The 21151-nt window shown below is 67.1% G+C and carries 12 protein-coding genes and 1 pseudogene; 7 read left to right on the top strand and 6 right to left on the bottom strand.

The features are described 5' to 3' along the window. Positions 1–246: 246 nt before the first annotated feature. The gene (locus tag BP05_RS01940) at positions 247–2994 is read left to right on the top strand and encodes a KAP family NTPase (RefSeq protein WP_496359892.1); all 2748 of its coding nucleotides are present in this window, start codon (positions 247–249) and stop codon (positions 2992–2994) included. Here the strand turns inward: BP05_RS01940 and BP05_RS01935 are convergent. Continuing rightward, positions 2991–3335: pseudogene (locus tag BP05_RS01935) on the bottom strand (excinuclease ABC subunit A); the annotation flags it as partial. The gene BP05_RS01940 and the pseudogene BP05_RS01935 sit on opposite strands and share 4 nt — an antisense overlap. Before the next feature lie 150 nt (positions 3336–3485). Here BP05_RS01935 and BP05_RS01930 point away from each other — a divergent pair. Beyond that, on the top strand, positions 3486–4502 hold the full coding sequence (locus tag BP05_RS01930) for a hypothetical protein (RefSeq protein WP_496359890.1): 1017 nt from the start codon (positions 3486–3488) through the stop codon (positions 4500–4502). A gap of 146 nt (positions 4503–4648) precedes the next feature. Here the strand turns inward: BP05_RS01930 and BP05_RS01925 are convergent, their stop codons facing one another. The 3 genes from BP05_RS01925 to BP05_RS01915 all read right to left on the bottom strand — a co-directional run bounded on the left by BP05_RS01925 (position 4649) and on the right by BP05_RS01915 (position 8813). Further along, positions 4649–7306, bottom strand: a complete 2658-nt coding sequence (locus BP05_RS01925) for an excinuclease ABC subunit UvrA (protein WP_496359888.1) — start codon at positions 7304–7306, stop codon at positions 4649–4651. A 275-nt stretch (positions 7307–7581) separates the two neighbouring features. Further along, positions 7582–8175, bottom strand: a complete 594-nt coding sequence (locus tag BP05_RS01920) for a DUF6151 family protein (protein ID WP_496359886.1) — start codon at positions 8173–8175, stop codon at positions 7582–7584. 47 nt (positions 8176–8222) lie between these two features. Next, on the bottom strand, positions 8223–8813 hold the full coding sequence (locus tag BP05_RS01915; protein ID WP_496359884.1) for a hypothetical protein: 591 nt from the start codon (positions 8811–8813) through the stop codon (positions 8223–8225). Positions 8814–9131: 318 nt separating this feature from the next. On the opposite strand from BP05_RS01915, the gene BP05_RS01910 reads away from it, so the two are divergent. Further along, positions 9132–14141, top strand: a complete 5010-nt coding sequence (locus BP05_RS01910) for a beta strand repeat-containing protein (RefSeq protein WP_496359882.1) — start codon at positions 9132–9134, stop codon at positions 14139–14141. 160 nt (positions 14142–14301) lie between these two features. On the opposite strand, the gene BP05_RS01905 is transcribed toward BP05_RS01910, so the two are convergent. Continuing rightward, complete coding sequence (locus BP05_RS01905) at positions 14302–14913, bottom strand: hypothetical protein (protein WP_496359880.1); 612 nt, start codon at positions 14911–14913, stop codon at positions 14302–14304. Positions 14914–15047: 134 nt separating this feature from the next. Between BP05_RS01905 and BP05_RS01900 the strand changes: the two genes are divergently transcribed. The 3 genes from BP05_RS01900 (at position 15048) to BP05_RS01890 (ending at position 18510) form a co-directional block, all read left to right on the top strand. Continuing rightward, entirely contained in the window at positions 15048–15608 is a 561-nt protein-coding gene (locus tag BP05_RS01900) for a GAF domain-containing protein (RefSeq protein ID WP_496359878.1), read from the top strand. 67 nt (positions 15609–15675) lie between these two features. After that, on the top strand, positions 15676–16398 hold the full coding sequence (locus BP05_RS01895; protein WP_496359876.1) for an rRNA pseudouridine synthase: 723 nt from the start codon (positions 15676–15678) through the stop codon (positions 16396–16398). A gap of 174 nt (positions 16399–16572) precedes the next feature. Then, a complete protein-coding gene (locus tag BP05_RS01890) occupies positions 16573–18510 on the top strand; it encodes an outer membrane protein assembly factor BamB family protein (RefSeq protein ID WP_496359874.1) in 1938 nt (645 codons plus the stop codon). 155 nt (positions 18511–18665) lie between these two features. Here the strand turns inward: BP05_RS01890 and BP05_RS01885 are convergent, their stop codons facing one another. Then, the gene (locus BP05_RS01885; RefSeq protein ID WP_496359872.1) at positions 18666–19136 is read right to left on the bottom strand and encodes a YehS family protein; all 471 of its coding nucleotides are present in this window, start codon (positions 19134–19136) and stop codon (positions 18666–18668) included. Positions 19137–19615: 479 nt separating this feature from the next. Here BP05_RS01885 and BP05_RS01880 point away from each other — a divergent pair, with 479 nt between their 5' ends. Continuing rightward, positions 19616–20989 carry an NRAMP family divalent metal transporter gene (locus BP05_RS01880; RefSeq protein WP_496359870.1) on the top strand — a complete coding sequence of 458 codons (1374 nt, stop codon included), beginning with the start codon at positions 19616–19618 and terminating at the stop codon, positions 20987–20989. The last annotated feature ends 162 nt before the right edge of the window (positions 20990–21151 follow it).

Raw genomic sequence — 21151 nt, 5'->3', positions numbered from 1 at the left:
AAGGGGGGAAGAACATGACTGATACAAAGCCAGCGACGAAGATGCCTGAATTGCCAATCTTCGCCCGGTTCTTCGCCACTGGCTTCCTCGGTGCTGAGATTGGGAGGGCCGCGTTCTATCGGTGCAACCTTCGCCACTACGCTACCCAGCGTGCCTCTCTGGACGAGGGCCACGGGAGTAGTCGCAGGCCTGCTTTTGTGTCTCATCTACTCGGTGAGCCGGGGCGCACATTCGGCCGCCGAGCGGATGACTCGCAGCCTTCGAGCCGATCTATTGATAGCGGTAGGCATGGGTGTCTGGGCGAACATACTGGCATCCCCTTGGCTCGCCAAAGCTCACTCAACCCTCAAGAACACGGATCCCAATTGGGCGCTTGTAATCCTCACTGTACTTTGTGCCGTTCTTATCTCGCCACTGATTCAGAAGTACCGCCCGCGACCCAAGAGAACGGCGCCTCAGCTGTACTTCATTGGGGACGAGGAAATTCAGGATAAGAAGGACGATCTGCTGGCAAGTGAGCTCCACGCCAAGTCCTTCGCAGAAGCGGTACTTGAAAGCGGGGCGCACCCAGGTCTTGTATTTGGGGTTGACGGCCCTTGGGGTGTTGGCAAGACCAGCTTCATCAACCTAGCTAGCTGCTACTGGGAGGCAGCAGACGACAGGGTCATTGTTTGTCGATTTGAACCCCTCCGGTACGCATCGGAGTCTGATCTCGCAGACCGTCTAATTCGCGAGTTGTCGACCGCAATACAGCGCAAGGTCTTTGCTCCCGAGTTTCGGCCAACAGCGTCTCGGTACTCTCGGCTAATAAAGGGGAAGGCCGATGTTTCGTTCCTCGGCCTGAAGCTTTCCCTGGAGCCAGGCCAAGAAACTGTCGACGAGCTTCTCGAGGACATCGACGAGGCGCTCAAGCGAATCGGCCGTCGCGTGATCATCATCATTGATGACCTGGATCGACTTGACGCCAAAGCCGCCAACAACGTGTTATTCGCCACACGACGCACGTTCAAACTCTCTCAAGCGACCTACGTCCTCTGCTACGACACTGAAATTCTTGCGGCAACCAAAGAGGAGGACTCTCGAGCGCGTGAGTTTCTCGAAAAGTTTGTCACCGTCAAACTGAGCCTATTCGTAGACAGCTCCAGCATTCGCGACTTCCTCCGTCGGGATTGGCAACGATCTGAGAACCGGCTTGGGTCGATTCCCTCGGACACAATGCTGAAGCTCGGCTCTGTGCTCAATGAATTGGCCGACATTCTGGACGGCGACCTGGCAGCCAAATACCTACCCCTAGTAGGCGACCTGCGGAAGGTAAAACGCTTCGTCAACGCGATGTTGCTGATGCAACTCGAAAAAAGCGACCTTGGCCGGACGGACTTCAACAAGCGCGACCTCATCAACCTCATACTCCTCCATCTCAGCTACCCGGGTCTTTTTAGGCGCATTTACGCTGAAGAGACGGAAGGACGTTCCGGCAGTTTTTCTGTGCGCCGTGAACTGGGCGAGCGAAAGTTCACGAACACTACGGAATTCGCATATCTAATTGAAAAGAATCAAGGGCCTGCTGCTTTTCTCTTGACACAACTTTTCGACGTAAAGGCGCTCAGAATCGGAAACCTCAGCGACCCTGAAGAGTCAGTGCTGGCTTCGAGGGCCTGCTTCAACCATGAAGCCTTCCGAAATCTGGAAAGTTATCTAAAGTTGATTGTGCGTTTTGCGACTCCTGAACCACGAGGAACATTCGCCCTGTACCAGGACGCCGTGAATCGTGTTCGAAAGGGAACAAGTGTTGCCTCGATTCTGACCTCCACGGACTTTCTGCTGGAATCTGGAGAACAGGCGCACGATCAGTTCTGGCGGGTTCTTGTCAATCAATCTCACGACTTCACCCGCACCGCGTCGGACGATGCCATAGACACGCTCATTGCGTTTATCCCGCGCTATTCGTCAATCGAGCATGGCGATCGAAGCTTGCGGACGCGGTCGATCTACAACCTTCTGCGCCTCCTAGATCGCGCCGGCTGGGGAAGGACAACCGGCCGCCCTCTTCCCAACCATCCAGAGAATATCGCAGAGATTGCGTGGCGCATTTTTGGGGAGAAGTCGTATCAGGACAAGGGCCTTCTTCAGAGTCTTGCCGATAGGAGTCGAGGCGTCATCGGCTGGCACGACCTAATGTTGTTTAGGCTTAATTGCTCTGCAGATCGGCAGGGGCAACTTCATAACTTGCACTCGGCGCTCATCCTCCATGAAGACTCCGGCGCACCTACATCAGGCCCTGTCAACGATCTCGCCTTGGTGGGAATGAGGAAAATCTCTCAGGAGGTCTTCGCGATGTTCAAGCGCACTTACATTGACTGCGCGCAAAATTTCTTGTCGGAAGTTGAAGACACGCCTGACGAAGTGTTTCTCGGTGATGCCTGGAAGGCCGATACCACAAATCACTCTGAGCAAGATCACTCCTTGCTCTCTCAACGAATCTCCTCCACACGCTCCTCCATTAAATCGTTTGTCCTTTACCAACTCAGCAACCCGCTACCCCCAAGAGGGTCCGGCGTAGGCTGCGGACATTACGATGAGTTTGGAACTGGTGATGGTGGCGGTATAGCTAGACTGATGAACAAGTATGCCTTTGAGTGTTGTTTCAATCCGTCCGTTGAGGAGGACAATATCTTTCATTTTCTGGATCACTGCTTATCGCATCTAAGTAATGCGATCTTCGCCGAACGCGATGAGGATCGGTACTTTGCATCCAAGGCTGAAATTACGGGCGGCCTCGATCAAACGGATATGGGCCTGTATTGGAATCAGCATCACGCCCTCATTCGCGAAAAAGCAAAAAGCGCGGATGACCGGCAGGTCGTAACCGTCAACTACACGTTGACGTATGCAAATGGCCTTCCGATGATCTTCGAAGTCCTCGATGAACTGGCGGCAGAGGCGACTGCAGCTCAAATGAATACCGAGCCGTCCCCGCCAGAAACGCCAGACTAATAACCACTCCTCTCTGGCGATGCTGTGCGCAGAAATGTTGCCGTGCGGCTTCCCCGAGCCCGCGTCACCGCCTCGGGATGACCCTCCACGACCACCCTCCCCCCACTCTCCCCCGCCCCCGGCCCCATATCGATCACCCAATCCGCCTGGGCTACCACGCGCATCTCGTGTTCGATCACCACCACGGAGTTGCCGGCGTCGACCAGGCGGTGCAGTTGCAGCATCAGGCGATCGACGTCGGCGGCGTGCAGGCCGGTGGTGGGTTCATCCAGCACGTACAGGCTGCGGCCGCGCTGGCTGCGCTGCAGTTCGGTGGCGAGCTTGATGCGTTGCGCCTCGCCGGATCGCTCGGCAATGGCGCAACGACTGAACGATTCACCGAAGCCCCTGTTGCGCAGGCGGTCGTCAGGCCCTGTCTGCGGTTGACGATCCACCAACAGCCCCTAAAACTGCCCCGACGGGCACCGCGCCCGCACACAGGGGAAACACGCATGACTCCACGCGTTGCCGCGCTCGCGGCCGTGCTCTTCGCTTTTGCTTCGGCCGCGTCGGCCGATCCGGCCCAGGACGAGCTCAAGACCTTGTACAAGAAGGCGCGCGACATGACGGGCTGCAGCGAGCGCTGGGCAGTGGGGGACGTCGTCGCGCAATGCCGGGAAGTGATCGCTGCCTACCGGGCGGCGGAAGCGGTGAGCGACTCCACTCCCGGCGCACGGGACTTCCTGGCCGTGGAGCGCCTGCAGAAGCAGGCGACCCTGGTGGCCGCGTTGCGCGACCGCAGGGGCGACAAGGCCGCCGCGCGCAAGGAACTGGATGCGGCCCTCGGTGAGCTGGAGAAGCTCGCCCCGGGCGACAGCAACGCTTTCGTCCGCGTCCAGACCCTCGGCCTGCAGCGTCAGGCCGCGCTGCTGGAGCTGAAGGACGGCAACGCCGCCCGCGCGGACGCTGCCATCACGGAATTCCGCCGGCATTCGCAGGGCTTCCTCGGCGCCCTCGACCAGATGCGCGGGAACACCCAGGCGATGGAGCAGCAGCGATCGAATTCCATTGACGCCGGCAACTTCGAGATGGAGCTGGGCGGCCGCTACGCCAAGTTGCTCGAAAAGGGCGAGGCGGCGGACAAGGACGCCGTTCGCGCCAAGGCGATCGAGGCCTTCGAATTCGCCCGCAACTGGGCCGTCGCCCGCGGGCACAACAGCTGGAATGGATTCGCGGAAACGACGCCCTCCGTCCTGTATGCGGACGCGTCCCTGGCGCTGTCGAAACTGGCGCACGAGGCCAACGACACCAACGCTCTGGCCCGGTACGTGGCCGAGTCCAAGGCCATCGCCTGCGACGATTCCCGCGAGGACGATGCCTACGCCAAGACCGAGCTCGGCGAGCGCTGCGTGCAGAGCATTGTCATGGAGGGCTGGTTGACCGGCGCGAACCAGGCCTTGCTGAAGAAGATTTCCGAGCAGCAGGCGGAGCAGTCGCGCGCCCTCCGGGAGATGCTGCTCAAGAAGTAACGACGCGGAAGGCCGAGGGACTGCGGGAGCGTCCCTCATCCGGCCTGCGCTGCGCGGTCTGTCGGCCAGGGACCTTCTCACCGCGTTGCGGGGAGAAGGAAACGCATCGGGTCCGCGTAGTTGCCCGCAAAGCGTCCTGGCGCCGCTCAGGGCTGTCCCTGCAGCGCACTGGCCAGGAACTCCGCGGTGCGACCCGCACGCGCCCGCGCGACGACCGGCGGTTTGCCTTCCGCCACGATCCGTCCCCCGCTCTCCCCCGCCCCCGGCCCCATATCGATCACCCAGTCCGCCTGGGCGACCACGCGCATCTCGTGTTCGATCACCACCACGGAGTTGCCGGCGTCGACCAGGCGGTGCAGCTGCAGCATCAGGCGATCCACGTCGGCGGCGTGCAGGCCGGTGGTGGGTTCGTCGAGGACGTACAGGCTGCGGCCGCGCTGGCTGCGCTGAAGTTCGGTGGCGAGCTTGATGCGTTGCGCCTCGCCGCCGGACAGCTCGGTGGCGGGCTGGCCCAGGCGCAGGTAGCCCAGGCCGATCTCGCGCAGCAGGGCTAGCGGGCGGGCGATGGCGTCTTCGCCCGAGAAAAATTCGCATGCCTCCTCCACCGTCATGCGCAGGACCTCGGCGATGTTCCTGCCATGCCACTGCACCTGCAGCGTGGCCTCGTTGTAGCGCGCGCCGTGGCAGGTCGGGCACGGGGCGTAGACGCTGGGCATGAAGAGCAGTTCAACGCTGACGAAGCCCTCGCCTTCGCAGGTTTCGCAGCGGCCCTTGGCGACGTTGAAGGAGAAGCGGCCGGCGTCGAAGCGTTTGCGCCTGGCCTCGGGCGTGGCCGCGAACAGCTTGCGCACGTGGTCGAACAGGCCGGTGTAGGTGGCGAGGTTGGAGCGCGGGGTACGGCCGATCGGTTTCTGGTCGACCTGCACCAGGCGCTGCACGGCGTCGACGTCGCCGGCGAGGTGGCCGCGGGTGCGTTCGATCACGCTGGGGGCGTCGGGCGTGCCTTCGTCCTCGTCCTCGGGCTCGTGGCCCAGGTGCAGCAGCACCAGTTCGGTCAGCGCCTGCGCGATCAGGCTGGACTTGCCAGAGCCGGAGATGCCGGTGACGGCGGTGAGCGCGCCCAGCGGGATGCGCGCGTCGAGGCCGTGCAGGTTGTGGCGGTGGATGCCCTGCAGTTGCAGCCAGCCCGTGGGTGTGCGCGCGTGGCTGGTGGGCGCGGGCGTGGTGCCGAACAGGTAGCGGGCGGTGCGCGATTCGGCGATGTCCTGCAGCCCCGCGGGCGGGCCGCTGTAGAGCACGCGGCCGCCGCGTTCGCCGGCGTCGGGGCCGACGTCGACCAGCCACTGCGCGCGGTGCATCAGCTCCAGGTCGTGCTCGACCACGAACACCGAGTTGCCGGCGTCGCGCAGTTGTTCCAGTGCGTCGTACAGGGCCTGGCTGTCGGCCGGGTGCAGGCCGGCGGAGGGTTCGTCGAGCACGTACACGACGCCGAACAGGTTGGAGCGCAGCTGCGTGGCCAGGCGCAGGCGCTGCAGCTCGCCGGGCGAGAGCGTGGGCGTGGTGCGGTCCAGCGAGAGGTAGCCCAGCCCCAGCGCCTGCAGGGTCTGCAAGCGCGCGATCACGCCTTCGGCCAGGCGTTGCGCGGCGAGGCGTTTTTCCTCCGACAGCGCGGGGGTGCGGCGCACGTCGGGGGCGGCGGCGTGGGTGGCCTGTTTGGAGGCGGCGCGTTTGGCGCGGTCGCGCTTGGTGGCGGTGGCATTGGTGGTTTCGCCGCCTTCGTGGGTGTGGAAATCGCCGCGGGCGATCGGTTCCAGCAGCGCGGCGACGCGGTCGAGCGGCATCTGCGACAGGGTGCCGATGTCGACGCCGGCGAAGGTCACCGACAGCGCTTCCTTCTTCAGGCGCTTGCCGTCGCACAGCGGGCACAGGCGCCCTTCCATGTAGCGCGAGACGCGCTTCTTCATCAGCGCGCTCTGGGTGGTGGCGAAGGTGTGCAGCACATAGCGGCGCGCGCCGGTGTAGGTGCCCATATAGCTGGGCTCCATCTTGCGCTTCAGCGCGGCGCGGGTTTCCCTGGCGGTGAAGCCGGCGTAGACCGGGACGGTCGGGGTTTCCTCGGTGAAGAGGATCCAGTCGCGGTCCTTCTTCGGCAGCTCCTTCCACGGGATGTCGATGTCGTAGCCGAGCGTGACCAGGATGTCGCGCAGGTTCTGGCCGTGCCATGCGGGCGGCCAGCTGGCGATGGCTTTGTCGCGGATGCTGAGCGTCGGGTCGGGGACCATCAGCTTCTCGGTCACCTCGAACACGTGGCCAAGGCCGTGGCACCTGGGGCACGCGCCCTGCGGCGTGTTGGGCGAGAAGTCCTCGGCGTAGAGCATCGCCTGCCTGGGCGGATAGGCGCCGGCGCGCGAGTACATCATGCGGACGAGGCTCGAGAGCGTGGTCACGCTGCCGACGCTGGAGCGCGCATTGCTGGCGCCGCGTTGCTGCTGCAGGGCGATGGCGGGCGGCAGGCCTTCGATGGCGTCGACGTCGGGGATGCCGGCCTGGTCGATCAGGCGGCGTGCGTACGGGGCGACGGATTCGAAGTAGCGGCGCTGGGCTTCGGCGTAGATGGTGCCGAACGCGAGCGAGGACTTGCCCGAGCCGCTGACGCCGGAGAACACCACCAGCTGGTCGCGCGGGATGTCGAGGTCGACGTCCTTGAGGTTGTGCTCGCGCGCGCCGCGGACGCGGACATGGCCGTCGTCCTTTGCGATCAGCGGTTGCGGCGTGGCGCGGGGGCTCAGGCCGTTGCGCGGCATGGCGGCTTCCTCATCCAGTGCAGGCGCGCAGCAGCAGGTTGGCCGCCACGGTCAGGACGATCGAGGCGACGAGGCTGAGCAGGCAGCCGGAGGTGCGGAACTTCACGGGCATGCCTGAGGATGGCCGGTGCTGCGTCAGCGAGGTGTTAGCGGGCATGCACCCAGGCCGGCAGGCGGCCTAACCGGCGCCGGCAGGCGGTGGGAATGTCGCTTTTGGTGGAAACGCGGGATCCGCAGCCAGGCGGGCTCGGCCGCCACCCCTGCCCCGTGCCGGCTCAGGCGGTGCCGCGCTCCAGCGCGGCGCGTTGCTCGCGGCTGATCACGTCCGGCTGGCGCAGCGGATGGCCGCTGGCGTCGAAGAACGGCGAGGCGCGCACCCGCCGCAGCTTGGCGCCGAGGATCCCCGCGAGGATGCGCAAGCCGCCGGTGACAAAACCCAGCGGCGTGGCGCGCACCGGTGCGGTGGCGGACGGGCTGTTGATCACGACGCGGTTGCGCGGCCCGAACGCCGCGTCCACCGCCTGCGGGGTGGCGTCGAAGCAGGCGCTGACCATGCCGACGTAGGGCAACTTCGGTTCGCGCGGGGTGTTGGCCAGCGGCGTACGGCAGCAGGCGGCGTACCAGCGCAACAGGCCCTTGGGGCTGAGCGACATGCAGGCCACGTGCTCGGTGCCGGCGGTGAACCGCACCGCATCCGGCGCGACCGGAACGATGTCGGTGCCGCCAGCGTCGTCCAGCACGCCGGGCACGGCGAGGTAACGCGCAAAGGCGCGGCAGTCCTTGCAGTAGCAGGTCGCGCGCGTGTAGGCGTGGGCGGTGTCCATCTCGCCGCGTACGGCGCCGCAGCGGCATCGCAATGGCATCTGCATGTTCGAAGCACTCCGTGCGTGGCCGGACGATCTTGCGCGCAGGCCCGCTAGTTGAGCGTGACCGCCGGCGCCACCGCCGCCGCCGCGCTTTGCGCCGCGTCACTGGCGTCCACAACCGCCAGGCGCTGCGCCAGTTCGGCGTCCGACAGCGCGCCCTCGCGGTGCAGCCACTGGAACCGGTGGCGGTGCTGCTCGGCGGTCTCGTCCTGCGGCATGCAGTCGTACTCGCGGCGGAAGTAATCGGCGCGGCGCGATGCGAGTTCATCGAGGACGCGCTGGCCGTCGTCGCCGTCGATCACGAGCAGGTTGCCCTTTTCGGACGGGACGATGGTGAAGCGGGTGGTGCGCCAGAGGTAAGCGGCGTAACAGCCGGCGCCGACGAACAACCAAGGCGACGGCGCGAACTGGCCCTTGATCGCGGCCATGCCGGTGAGCACGGCGCCCAGCGCCAGCCACAGCAGGCCGATATTGCGCAGCCAGGCGTTGCGCTCGACGAAGACCTGGCGGTCGCGGCTGATGTCCGCATAGGCGACGGACATCGAGCGGCTGCCCGAACTGTCCTCGATGAAGTAATGGATTTCATCCGTGTCGAACTTGTAACGGATGTAATTGGAATGACGGCTCTGCAGGACTTCCACGGACGCCTCCCCCTGACGGTCGTGTTCGCGCATGGCGCGGGCGGAATATAGCCCACAAAGCCGGGGCCGCGCCGGACCTGGCCAGGCTTTTCCAAGGCCGTGCCGGCCTTGCGCAGCGCTGTCGCCAACGGCGCGTGCTGCGCCGCAATGGGGCGGTGTTGCGCCGTCGCTTGCACGATGCTGACTGTGCGCCGGTTGCGCGGCGGGCGCCTGACTGGCGTGTTCCCCCCGATGGGGAATTGCCCCCTCGCCCCCCGTGCCTAGCATGGCCGGCAATCGTGGGTGGTCGGAGGGAGTCCACGCCAAGGGAGGAGCCGCATGCGCCCTCGCCCGCTCCCGTCGTCGATCCCGCGCGGTGACAGCGAAGCGAAGCCATCCCTGCTCCCCTGCGTGCTGCTGTTGTTCGCCCTGCTCCTGCCCGCTGCCCGCCCGGCGCATGCCGACACCTACTACGTGCGCGTCGATGGCGGTGACACCACCCAGTGCACCGGACGCGCCGACGCGCCCTACCCGGGCAGCGGTACCGGCCAGGCATGCGCCTGGCAGCATCCGTTCCATGCGCTCGCGCCCGACGGCACGCGCCGCATCGCCGGCGGTGACACGCTGCGCATCGGCAGCGGCAGTTACATGATGGGACTGGGTGCACCGGGCGCGGGCAACTGCCTGCCCGGCAACTGCTACATGCCACCGGTGCCCAGCGGCAGCGCGGGTGCGCGCACGCGCATCCTCGGCGACGCCGGCAATCGTCCGCGCCTGTGGGGCACGCTCGGCGCGGCGCGCATCCTCAACCTGGATGGCAGCTCCAACGTCGAAGTCGGCCATCTCGAGATCACCGACCAGGACGATTGCGTCTACAGCCATAGCGACCCCGCCGTGAAGTGCCCGGCCGTGGGCATCGGCACCTGGGGCAAGTACGGCCTGTACGCGCGCGGCTCGCAGAACGTGTGGCTGCACGACCTCGACATCCACGGGCTGGGCCACTCGGGCATGTGGGCGGGCGGCCTCACCGACTGGACCCTGGAGCGGGTGAAGCTCAACCGCAACGGCCGCGCCGGTTGGGACGCGAACACTCCGGCGCCCAATTCCAATTCGGGCGCGATCGTCCTGCGCGACATGGAGATCGGCTGGAACGGTTGCGGCGAACGCTGGCAGACCGGCCAGGCGTGGGCGTGCTGGGGACAGCAGGCCGGTGGCTACGGCGATGGCTTCGGCACGGTCAACACCGGCGGCCAATGGCTGATCGAGGATGTGTTCGTGCACCACAACACGCAGGACGGCCTCGACCTGCGCTTCCTGGACGGCGCCGACAGCACCCACGCCACCCTGCGCCGGATCTACGCGGTGGCCAACGCCGGCAATCAGCTCAAGGTCAAGGGCAACTCGCTGATCGAGAACTCGGTGCTGATCGGGACGTGCGGCTACTTCAACGGCCAGTACTTCATGCTCGCCGCCGACCAGTGCCGCGCCGATGGCACGAGCGTGCTGCTGGTGTTCACCGCCAACGACCGGATGGTGGTGCGCCACAACACCATCAGCGGCGAGGGAGCGTCGCTGATCGGCACCACCGAGGGCGATGCGAGCGGACAGGTGTTGATCCAGAACAACGCCCTGCTCGGTTATCCCACCTTCCTCAACCCGGCGGCGCTGAGCAAGGTCCAGGCGGGCAACGCGACGGCGACCATCACCTATGCCGGCAACCTGGTCTGGAACGTCTTCGCCGATGCCTGCCCGGGCGACAGCATGTGTGGCCAGAATCCGATGCTGAGCTCGATGCCGCTGGCCTCGTTCGACGCGGAGCCGCTCGCCACCTCGCCTCTCATCGACAAGGTCGCGCCGCTTGCCGATGTCACGAGCGACTTCGTGCTCAACCCGCGCCCGCGCGGCGCGGCCAGCGACATCGGTGCGTACGAAGTGGCCGCGGCGCCGACCAACAGCTGCAACCGGCAGGCGCCGGGCATCGCGTTGACCGGCGCCAGCGGCGCGGCATCCGCCGGCAGCACCGTGGTCTACACGCTGGCCGTCACCAACCACGACAGCGCGGGCTGCGCCGCGACGGCTTTTGCCTTGGCCGCGTCGGTTCCGACGGGTTGGAGCGGCGTGCTTGCCGACACCGGCTTGAGCCTCGCTCCCGGGGCCAGCGGCAGCACCACGCTCAGCGTGACGTCCGCGGCCAATGCCGCCGCCGGCGACTACGCGATCGGCGCCGGCGTGAGCAGCAACGCCGGTGCGGTGCATACCGCCAGCGACTCGATCACCTACACCGTGACCGCGCCGGCGCCGGTGTGCACGCGCGCGGCGCCCACGGTCGGTGTGACTGGCTCGACGGCGCCGGTGCCTGCGGGCAGCACGATTGCCTACACGATCGCGATCACCAACAACGACAGCAGCGAATGCGCGGGCACGAGCTTCAGCCTGGCCGAGTCGGTGCCGGCTGGCTGGAGCGGAACGCTGGGTGCGAGAAGCCTCACCCTGGCGCCGGGGGCGAATGGCAGCACCACGCTGGGCGTGACGTCCGCCGCGAACGCCGCCGCCAGCGACTACGCGATCGGCGTCGGCGTAAGCAGCAACGTCGGCGCGGTGCATACCGCCAGCGACTCGATCACCTACACCGTGGCGGCGCCGGTGTGCACGCGCGCGGCGCCGACCCTGGACGTCACTGGCCCGGCCGCGCCGGTGCCTGCGGGCAGCGCGGTCACCTACACGCTCGCGCTCACCAACAACGACAGCAGCGAATGCGCGACGACCAGCTTCAACCTCGCCGCCTCGGTGCCGACCGGCTGGAGCAGCACGCTCGGCGCGGCCAACCTCGATTTGGCCCCGGGCAGCAGTGGCAGCACGACGCTGAACGTGTCCTCCGCCGCGACTGCAGCCGCCGGCGATTACGCGATCGGCGCCGGCGTGAGCAGCAGCGCGGGTGCGGTGCACACCGCCAACGACTCGATCACCTACAGCGTGGCCGCGCCGGAACCGGTCTGCACCCGCGCCGCACCGACCGTCGACGTGACTGGCGCGACCGCACCGGTGCCCGCGGGCAGCGCCGTGACCTACACCATCGCGCTGACCAACAACGACAGCAGCGAGTGCACGGCAACCAACTTCAACCTGGCCGAGTCGGTGCCGGCCGGCTGGAGCGCCACGCTCGGTGCTTCGAGCCTGAACCTGGCGGCGGGTGCGAACGGCAGCACCACGCTCAGCGTGACCTCCGCCGCGAACGCCGCCGCCAACGACTACCCGATCGGCATCGGCGTGAGCAGCAGCGTCGGCGCGATGCACACCGCCAGCGACTCGATCACTTACACCGTGGCGGCGCCGGAGCCGGTGTGCACGCGCGCCGCACCGACGTTGGGCCTGAGCGGCTCGACGGCGGCGGTGCCCGCGGGCAGCACGATCACTTACACGCTCGCGCTCACCAACAACGACAGCGGCGAATGCGCGACGACCAGCTTCAACCTGGCCGAGTCGCTGCCGAGCGGCTGGAGCGGCACGCTCGGGGCCGCGAGCGTCAGCCTCGCGCCTGGCGCCAGTGGCAGCACCACGTTGAGCGTGACGTCCGCGGCCAGCGCCACGGCCGGCGCTTACACGATCGGCGCCAATGCCAGCAGCAGCGTTGGCGCGACCCACGCCGCCAGCGCCACCATCGCCTACACCGTGGCGCCGCCGGCGTGCACGCGTGCGGCGCCGACCATCGGCTTGAGCGGCTCCACCGCGGCGGTTCCGGCCGGTAGCGCGATCACCTACACCCTGGCGCTGACCAACAACGACAGCGCCGCGTGTGCCGCGACCAGTTTCAGCCTCGCCAATTCGGTGCCTGCCGGCTGGACCGGATCCCTCGGTGCCGCGAGTCTCAACCTCGCGCCGGGCGCGAGTGGCAGCACCACGTTGAGCGTGCAATCTGCGGCCAGCGCGACCGCCGGCGCATACACCATCGGCGCGAATGCCAGCAGCAGCGCCGGCGCCGTCCACGCCGCCAACGCCACCATCGCCTACACCGTGGCGCCACCGGTGTGCACGCGCGCGGCACCGACCATCGGTTTGAGCGGATCCACCGCGGCGGTTCCGGCCGGCAGCGCGATCAGCTACACGCTCGCTCTGACCAACAACGACAGCGCCGCGTGTGCCGCGACCAGTTTCAGCCTCGCCAATTCGGTGCCTGCCGGCTGGACCGGATCCCTCGCTGCCACGAGCCTCAACCTCGCCCCGGGCGCGAGTGGCAGCACCACGCTGAGCGTGACGTCGACGACCAGCGCGACCGCCGGCGCGTACACCATCGGCGCCAATGCCAGCAGCAGCGCTGGCGCGACCCACGCCGCCAGCGCCACCATCGCCTATACCGTGTCGCCACCGGTGTGCACGCGCGCGGCGCCGACTATCGGCTTGAGCGGTTCGACCGCGGCGGTTCCGGCGGGCGGCACGATCACTTACACGCTCGCGCTGACCAACAACGACAGCGCCGCGTGTGCCGCGACCAGCTTCAGCCTGGCCCGCACGGTGCCGGCGGGATGGACCGGCACCCTCGGAGCCGCGAGCCTCAACCTCGCGCCGGGCGCGAGTGGCAGCACCACGTTGAGCGTGACGTCCACGGCCGGCGCAACCGCCGGCGCGTACACCATCGGCGCGAATGCCAACAGCAGCGTCGGCGCCGTCCACGCCGCCAGCGCCACGATCGCCTACACCGTGTCTGCGCCGGTGTGCACGCGCGCGGCGCCGACCATCGGCTTGAGCGGATCCACCGCGGCGGTGCCGGCGGGCGGCACGATCACCTACACCCTCGCGCTGACCAACAAGGACAGCGCCGCGTGTGCCGCGACCACTTTCAATCTCGCCCGCACGGTCCCGGCGGGATGGACCGGGACTCTCGGCGCCACCACCCTCAGCCTGGCACCGGGCGCCAGCGGCAGCACCACGCTGGCGGTGGCATCGGCGACCAATGCAACCGCCGCCAGCTACACGATCGGCGCCAGCACGAGCAGCAGCGCAGGGGCCATCCACTCGGCCAGCACCACGACCACCTACACCGTGGCGGGCCCCAGCCTGCAGACCGACGTAACCACGGACAAGGCGACCTACCCGCGCGGTGACCTGGTGCGGATGAACGCGCTGGTGCGCAACAACGGCACGCCGGTGGTCGGCGCCATCGTGACCTTCACCATCATCCGGCCGAGCGGCGGCAACATCGTGCAGACCGCCACCAGCGGCAGCGACGGCTACGCCCGCACGACGTATCGAACGGCCAAGGCCAAGACCTCGGCGGGCCAATACCGGGTGCAGGCCAGCTGGAGCCTGGGTGGTGTCACCAGCACGGGGACGGTGACGTTCGTGGTCCAGTGAGGGCCGCGCGTGCTCCTGGCAGCGCCATCGACCGGACCGCGACTCGCATCAGCCAACCGTCGCGCGCTCGATGAGCGGGCGACCGGGTGCCCAGGCGATTACTTGCCGACCTTCGCCGGGAACTGCCTGGCGATCCCGTCGGTCAAGGCGTCGGCGAACATCACGCGTGGCCCTCGTCGTACGCACGGATGTCGGCCGCCCAGTCCTTGTTGAGGCGGGCCACGACTTCGCCGGAAGTGAGGTCCAGGTGCTTCTGCAGCATGGCTTCCAGGTCTGCCTTCGGCCAGTTCGGGTTGGCGCCGCCGAGGAAGGCCGCGATCTGCTTGCCGTTGCCGGACCACTTGGCCTGGGCGGCTTCCAACTTCGCCTTGTCGCCAGCCTTGGCGGCGGCGACGACTTCGGTGGCGATGCTGATGTGGTCGCGCAGGAGCATTGCCAGCTTGTTGCCCGCGGCGTCGCCGTAATACGGCTTGATCGCGGCGCCGATCTCATCCTGGTTGGCGAGCAGGCGCTTGGCGACCTCGTCCTTGTCGGGCAGGTCCGCCAGCGCGCTGATGATGTAGTTGCGGGTGTAGGTGATGTGGTCTTCCCACAGCTTGCGCATGGCCACACGCAGTTCGCCGACGCGTGGCGCCGCAGGCATGGCATGGGCCTTGGCCGCAGGCGCCGCATCGTGCGGGACGCCGGGCTGTGCGGGCGCGGCAGCGGCTGTTCCCATGGCCCCGGCTATGGCCAGGACCAGGGTCAGGATCGGGAGGGATGTGGTCTTCATGTGAAAGACCTCCACGGTGAACGAGCAGGAATTACGCGCCCCGCGCGGTGAAACGGCTGTTATTGGCGGCAACGACGCTGCCCTCGCTAGCCCGGTCTACACTCGGGCCTGACACGCACGCGCAGGAGACCGACATGAACGCCCAGACGATCGAGATCCCGCGCAGCCTGCTCGCGCGCCAGCGCCTCGCCCTGGACATGATCGATAGCGGCGCGCCGCTGGCCGAAACCCTCACCCTGCTGTGCCACATCGTCGAAGCGGAAGCCAAGAGCCTGGTGCGCGCGGCCATCCTGCTGGTCGACCAAGACGAAGCATGCCTGCGCACCGGCGCCGCGCCCGGCCTGCCCGACCGCTATAACCGCGCGGTGGACGGGATCGGCATCGCGCCGGACGTGGGCACGTGTGCGGCGGCCGCCGCGCTCAACCGGCCGGTGGTCACGACCGACATCGCCAACGATCCCGCCTGGGACGGGCTCTCGCACCTGCCGCTGGGGCTCGGACTGCGCTCGGCGTGGTCGATGCCCATCGTCGCCGCCGATGGCGTGGTGCTCGGCACCTTCGGCACCTACTTCACCGACTGCCGCCCGCCGACCGAGAAGGAGTGCAACCTCGTCGCCGTGCTCGCCCACACCGCGGCGCGCGCGATCGAGCGCGACCGTACCCGCGGCCGCGACGTTCGACCGAAAGCGGGCTGACGCCCGTCGCGGATGGTGGCCGGCGGGCGTCGCCGTGCCACAGTAGCGCCCCCCACCGAGACGCCCCATGCCCGATCCCGTCCGACTTTCCAAACGCGTGGCCGAACTGGCTGCCTGCTCGCGCGCCGATGCCGAGCGCTACATCGAGAACGGCTGGGTGTCCGTCGACGGCGCAATCGTCGAAGCGCCGCAACACCTGGTGACGGACGAACGCGTCGAGCTCGATCCGGCGGCGGTGCTGGAGCCCCCGGAACCCGCCACGGTGTTGTTGCACAAGCCTGTCGGTTTCGATGCGATCGACGGCCGCAATCCCGCCGCGGCGCTGGTGACGCCGGACACGCGCTGGAGCGAGGATCCCACCGGCATGCGCGTGTTGCAGCGCCACTTCATCCGGCTCACGCCGTTGATGCCGCTCGATCCCGAGGCCAGCGGCCTGCTGGTGCTGACCCAGGATGGTCGCGTGTGGCGCCGGCTCACCGAGGACGCGGCGCAGATCGAGCAGGAATTCGTCGTCGAAACGAGCGGCGACATCGCGCCGTACGGCCTGCGCCGCCTCAACCATGGCCTGCGCTATCGCGGCCGCGAGTTGGCGCCGTGCAAGGTGAGCTGGCAGAACGAGTTCCGCCTGCGCTTCGCGCTCAAGGACGTGCAGCCCGGGCAGATCCGCGACATGTGCGCGCAGGTGGGCCTGCAGGTGGTGGCGATGCGGCGCCTGCGCATCGGCAAGGTCTCGCTGGCGAAGATGCCGGTGGGCGCATGGCGGTACCTGCCGGTGGGCGAGCGCTTCTGAGCGCAGGGTCCGCCGGATCGGCGTGATCAATCCAGGCCCGACGCTTCGCGAAGGACGCGATCTGGTCACCGCCACGCCTTCAGCCGGTCTCATGCGACCGCACGACCGGATAGAATCCCCGCGCTTCTCCGGGAGGGAGAACGCGCAAATCATGGAAGCTACCAGGGGGCTAAGGTGAAGGCATTGCGAGTGTTGGTCTGTGCGTGTGTGGTCGTGGCGGTGGCAGGTTGTGGGGGCGGCGGGGGTTCGTCGAAGAAGAAGCCGCAACCTGCGGCCAGCGTCTCGGTGGCGATCACGACACCGGCGATCTCGGCGGAGGCCATCCTGGGCGACGATTTCCGGGCGGCCGTCGGAGGCACCTGGACCGGGACCAATCTCGGCACGAGTCAGGTGTACCTGCAGGTCAGCGACAGTGCCGGCACGTTCGCGATGCCCGCAGCGCAGCTCGCGAGCGGCGGCGCCTTCAACTATTCCCTGCCGCTGGTCGCCAATGTCGCGCCCGGCCCGCATACCGGCACGGTCACGGTCAGGGCGTGCAAGGATTCGCAGTGCGCGCAGCCGTACGCCGGCGCGTCCGCGTCGATCAATTACCAGTTGCAGGTGTTCGAACCTTCCCTGGCGGTCGCGATCACGTCACCGGCCATCGCCGAAACGGTCGACCTCGGCGACAACTTCATCGGGACGGTCGCGGGTACCTGGAGCGCCACGCACCTGGGTACGAACAAGGTCTACCTGCAGGTCAGCGACAACACCGGCACGTTCACCACGCCAGCCCCGCAACTGCAGGCGGCCGGCGGCAGTACCTTCAGCTTCTCCCTGCCCCTCGCAGGCGGACTTTCCGCGCCGCGCAGTGGCCTGCTCACGGTCCGCGCCTGCAAGGACGCGCTGTGCACGCAGCCCTATGCCAACACCGTGACCTCGGTGGCTTACCAACTGCAGTTCATGCGGATCGACGAGTGGGAGACGCACCAGCGCAACGCTTCCCATGACGGCTACGTGCCGATCACGCTCGATCCTTCCAAGTTCGCCAAGGTCTGGGAATGGCAACGCCCTCCGGCCAGCGAACCGGTCGGCGGCATCAATGCAGTGGCCACCAGCAATGGCTCGGTGTACGTCAGCACCAGTGTCTATTTCGGTGAGGGCAAGCTGTATTCGCTCGACGAAAACAACGGCCAGCTGCGCTGGAACGTCTCGTTCGGAACCGTCCCGGGCCTGAACCCGCCCGCCTACCACGATGGTCGTGTTTACGTCACGACTACCGGCCACTCGGACACCTTCCTCTGGTCGTTCGATGCCGCGGATGGAACGTTCAAGTTCAAGTCTCCGTTCGCGGCCCAATGGTCGAGCATCCTGGCACCCACCGCCTATGGCGGACAGGTCTACGTCGCCGACGGCTACTTCGGCGGCACTGTGTATGCCTACGACCGGATGGACGGAACCTCGTTGTGGTCGGGGAACAATGGCGGTGACGACGACATGTCGACCCCCGCCGTCGACGCGAACAACGCCTACTACCACACCGGCGCCGCCCTCGTGATTTGGAACCGTATGACGGGCCAGCTGGTCGCCAATATTCCCGACCCGTTCGCGACGGCCAGTGGCTACTCCTACCACGGCGCGCCCATGCTCGGTGGCCGCAACAATGTCATTGCCTTCGCAGGCTCGGCGTTCAGCGGACGGGCGAACGCCAACTCCGAGCAATACGACCAGCGCGTGCTGTCCAGCTTCAACATCGGCACCAAGGCTTGGGAGTGGGCGACCCAGAATGCGTACCTGACGCAGCCGGCAGTCGCCAAGGGCGTCATCTACGCTGGCCGCAACCGCCCGATGTCGCTGGACGCCATCGATGAAACCTCGGGCAAGATCCTGTGGAGCTGGGCTCCCACGCCGGAACTGGGCGACACCGAGTTCCACCGCAACATCATCGTTACCCGCAACCTGCTGTTCGTCGGCACCAATACCGGCGTCTATGCCGTCGATCTGGCAACGCACAAGCCTGTCTGGCGTTACGCAGCCACGGGAATGATGGCGATCTCCGCAAACCGGACGCTGTACATCGCCACCGGCGCGACCACGAGCGACGGCAAGCTGGTGGCGATCAAGCTGAAGTAAGGCGGCCCGTTCCGTCTCTCCTGATGGGGCCCGATGGTTCGACCCCCGGGCCCCATTTGTTCGCGGGGGACACGCCGGCAACCGTGGGTTCCGGGAGTGACGCCTCCGGCCGACTCCAGTCGCAAGGCGCAGGCCGGGCCGCTCCGGCCAAACCGCTACGTACCGCGTACGCGCAGGGTCAGCCCCTTGAGGAAATAGCGCAGCAGCTGGTCCCCGCACGGGCGGTAGTTGGCATGACCCGGCTGGCGGAACAGCGCGCTCAGCTCGGGCTTGGAGACCGGGAAGCCGGCGGAGGCGAACACTTCGTGCATGTCGACGTCCTTGAGCTCGAATGCAACCCGCAGCTTCTTCAGCACCACGTTGTTGGTGATGCGCTTCTCCACCGGCCGCGGCGGCAGGCTATCGTTGCGGCCGCGGCAGTGGATCACCAGCCCGTCGAGGAAATGGGCGAGCACGCCGTCGCTGCACGCGACGAAATCCGGGTCCTCGTCCTTGCGCAGGAATGCCTGCACGTCCGCTTTCTCGAGCGGGAATGCCGGGTCGGCCAGCCTGGTGATCTCGACGACCTTGATGTCGCTGAGATCGAGCATGTAGCGGATGCTACGCAGTACGTCGTTGTTGATCATGGGGATTCCCGGACTGGTCCGGCTACTGCATGGAGGCGGCTAGCTTAGGCCACCGCGTGGGCGAAGGCTTCCTCGCGCCTCCGGCGGGCGCATACTGCGCTGGCCGGACTGCGACCGCAGTCCATCGCCGAGAGCGAGGAGAGAAGCACATGAGCAAGGGTCTGAACCAGAAGAAGGAACAGAAGAAGAAGCCGGCCAAGACGATGAAGGAAAAGAAGGCCGAGAAGCGGGACAAGAAGGCGACGAAGGGGTTTGCGCCGGTGTAGTTCGTCGGCGGGTCGACGCGACTGGAGGCGGGCCTGGAGCGCACTTTTCGGACCCGCCGCACGGGGTTGGATCCGGGATCCTCGCGCCGGGAGCAGTTCCCGCCACGTGCGGCGAAGGACGACGGCCACCACCGCCATCGGCGCTCGTTGATCTGCATCAGGGGCTGAGTTGCGCGCCATGGCCGAACCCGGTTCCAAAGCTGGCAGCGCCCAATGAGTCCTCGCACGAAGCACCGCAAGGCCAGGCCACACGGGTTCCATCCGCGCCCGGGTGCACCGCCGCATGGCGTGGCGCACCATCGGCGCGGCATCGCACTGCGGTTCGCGCAGCTACGCAGCGCAGGCGCAGGCGCCTTCGCCGCGTTTCTCGCCGTGCTCGGACCGGGTTTGCTCGCCGGGCTGTCGGACGACGATCCGGCCGGCATCACCACGTATTCCGTGCTGGGCACCGAGCACGGATACCGGCTGCTCTGGATCATCCCTGCCTCGACAATACTGCTGGTCCAGTTCCACCTGATGGCGATGCGGATCGGCGCGGCCAGCGGCAAGGGGTTCGTCGGCGCGATCCGGGCACGATGGGGCAACCGCTGGGGCTACGTTGCGGTGGCCTCCCTGGTGCTGGCCAATTTCGGCACGATTTGCGCGGAGTACGCGGGCATTTCCGCGGCCTGCTCGCTCGTGGGCATACCGTCATGGATCAGCACTCCGATCGCGGCGACGCTGATCTCGGTCGTGGTCGTGCTCGGATCGTTCCATCGCGTGGAGCGCGTGCTGCTGGTCGTGTCGGCGGCGCTGGCGCTCTACATCGTCGATGGCTTCCTCGCCCAGCCGGACTGGTCGCAGGTGTGGCGCTATGCATTCGTGCCCCACCTGCCCCGCGACGCGGTCGGCTGGATCGCCATCGCCGCGACGCTGGGCACCACGCTGGCACCGTGGGGGCTGGCCTTCATCCAGTCGTACGCCGTCGACAAGAAGATCACCATCGCCAACCTGCGCTGGGAGCGGGTGGACGTGGTCATCGGTTCGCTGCTTACCGGCGTGATCGGGCTCGCCATTGCCGTCGCCTGCGCCGCGACCCTCCATCGCGCCGGCGTGCACATCGTCGATGCGGGCGATGCAGCAGCCGCGCTGCGCCCGCTGGCGGGGTCTTTTGCAACGGTGCTGTTCGGCGCGGGATTGCTGGGCGCCTCGCTGCTTGCGGCGGCGATCGTTCCGCTGGCGACGGCATACTCCATTGCCGAAGGCGCTGGCTCACCGGCCTCGTTGGACCTGGATGCGCGGCATTTCCGCCTTTTCTATGTCGCGTTCGTGGTCCTGACCCTGGCGGCGGCGAGCGTCGTGTCGTTGCCGGCGTTGCCGCTCATCCCCCTCATCTACAGCAGCCAGGTGGTGAATGCGGTGATGCTGCCGCTGCACGTCGTGGCGCTGCAGCTACTGGCGCGCGATTCCGCGGTAATGGGCGATGCACGCTCGGGCACCGCCTCGACCATCGCGGGCTGGGCAAGCATTGGCCTGATCGTGATGTGCGTCGGCGCGCTGGCGTGGAGCTGGCTTGGGGAAACCGCAGTCGCAAGCCCGCCCGGGTAGGCGGACCATCGCGCGAACCAACCGGCGCCCCAACGCTGGTGCGGCCACCTTTTCGCGAACTTGGCTGCCCGGGACGGCGGGTCCGACTCGGTCCGGCGCAGTCGGCCTTATTGCCATGTGCCGGTCTCGATCGGGGCCTGATCCAGGGACGGTGGCACCGCC

It is taken from the genome of Lysobacter oryzae DSM 21044, from assembly GCF_059568595.1.
Note: the sequence above shows the minus strand (reverse complement) of the source record. Positions and strands in the feature narration are given on the sequence as shown.